At 45.0% G+C, this 1297-nt stretch carries 1 protein-coding gene and 2 pseudogenes; 2 read left to right on the top strand and 1 reads right to left on the bottom strand.

Features of this window, described 5'->3' with window-relative positions:
* Positions 1 to 75, top strand: a pseudogene (locus tag OOJ59_RS27865) (IS6 family transposase); the annotation flags it as partial.
* Between the two features lie 326 nt (positions 76 to 401).
* The gene (locus tag OOJ59_RS27860) at positions 402 to 902 is read left to right on the top strand and encodes a non-heme ferritin-like protein (protein WP_001752509.1); all 501 of its coding nucleotides are present in this window, start codon (positions 402 to 404) and stop codon (positions 900 to 902) included.
* A gap of 320 nt (positions 903 to 1222) precedes the next feature.
* Here OOJ59_RS27860 and OOJ59_RS27855 read toward each other — a convergent pair.
* Positions 1223 to 1297, bottom strand: a pseudogene (locus tag OOJ59_RS27855) (IS6 family transposase); the annotation flags it as partial.

Raw genomic sequence — 1297 nt, 5'->3', positions numbered from 1 at the left:
GGCCAGGCCTCAGCATTTTATTATGGTGATCCCCTGGGCGAAATGCGCCTGGTAAGCAGAGTTTTTGAAATGTAAGGCCTTTGAATAAGACAAAAGGCTGCCTCATCGCTAACTTTGCAACAGTGCCCCTAATCGTGTTCAGCAGAATAGCCGGAGGAAGTTTCCTACTGTCGATAAGAAAGGATTGGCACAGGGAGTGTGAATATCGAAACACCATCACAGAATAATGCCAGATAGAAATGCGATAGTAGGGTTGGATATTTAAATAAGGAGCATCCCGACTTAAAATGAATATGACTGCGTAACCAGGCGCAATAAAAAAAGCGAAAGAATCGCTTTTATTCTGGTTGTTTTTTCGAAGAGTGACCGTTTTCTGAGATGACAAGAAATAAGGAAGTCCTATGATCGCTAGCGGAATAGTTCAAAAACTGAATGCGCAAATGAATCAGGAGTTTTATACCTCAAATTTGTATCTTCAGCTCAGCCAGAGGTGCAGCGAGAATAGCCTTAATGGCACCGCACTATTTTTGCGTCATCAGGCGCAAAATACGGTGACGCAAATGATGCGCATGTACGAATACATCAAACAGAGCGGCGCCACGCCGGTGTTACAGGAGCAACACGCCCGGTGCGGTGAATTTTCCACGCTGGAAGATCTGTTTGAGCAGACGGTAAGCGATTACCAGAAGCGCATTAATGCGCTGACCTCTTTGACGGAAGACGCCCAGGCAGCAAACGATAAGTCAGCGATTAACTTCCTGAAGCGATACAGAAAAGAGGAAATCGTGGACGGGACGCTGTTGCAAATCATTCTGGATGAAGTCCGCAGCGCTAAAAAAGCGGGCATCAACATGCAGCAAACCGACCACTATCTGGTTGGCGTGATCGATCGCTATCACTAAATCAATTTCGCAGTACGAGGAGGTTTTACGCCTCCTCAGAAAATCTGTTTTACATCAGAAACAGAGGTTTATGCCAGTGAACATTTGATACCCAACACGTCATAGTGATTTTTTAACTTAGCGTTTTTATATCGTGCCAAAAATGTCTCTGCTTGTGTCTTTATATTAAGGAAGGTGCGAATAAGCAGGTCATTTCTTCCCAAGCTGACTCGCTGATTAAAATTTCGCGGATCTGGGCCGATTTTTTTCCCGCAAACACATCGAATCAGGCACTGTTGCAAAGTTAGCGATGAGGCAGCCTTTTGTCTTATTCAAAGGCCTTACATTTCAAAAACTCTGCTTACCAGGCGCATTTCGCCCAGGGGATCACCATAATAAAATGCTGAGGCCTGGCC

This window comes from Citrobacter sp. W9 (genome assembly GCF_026719375.1).
Taxonomy (GTDB): Bacteria; Pseudomonadota; Gammaproteobacteria; order Enterobacterales; family Enterobacteriaceae; genus Citrobacter; species Citrobacter werkmanii.
The sequence above is the reverse complement of the archived record's forward strand: the minus strand, read 5'-3'. Positions and strand labels throughout refer to the sequence as shown.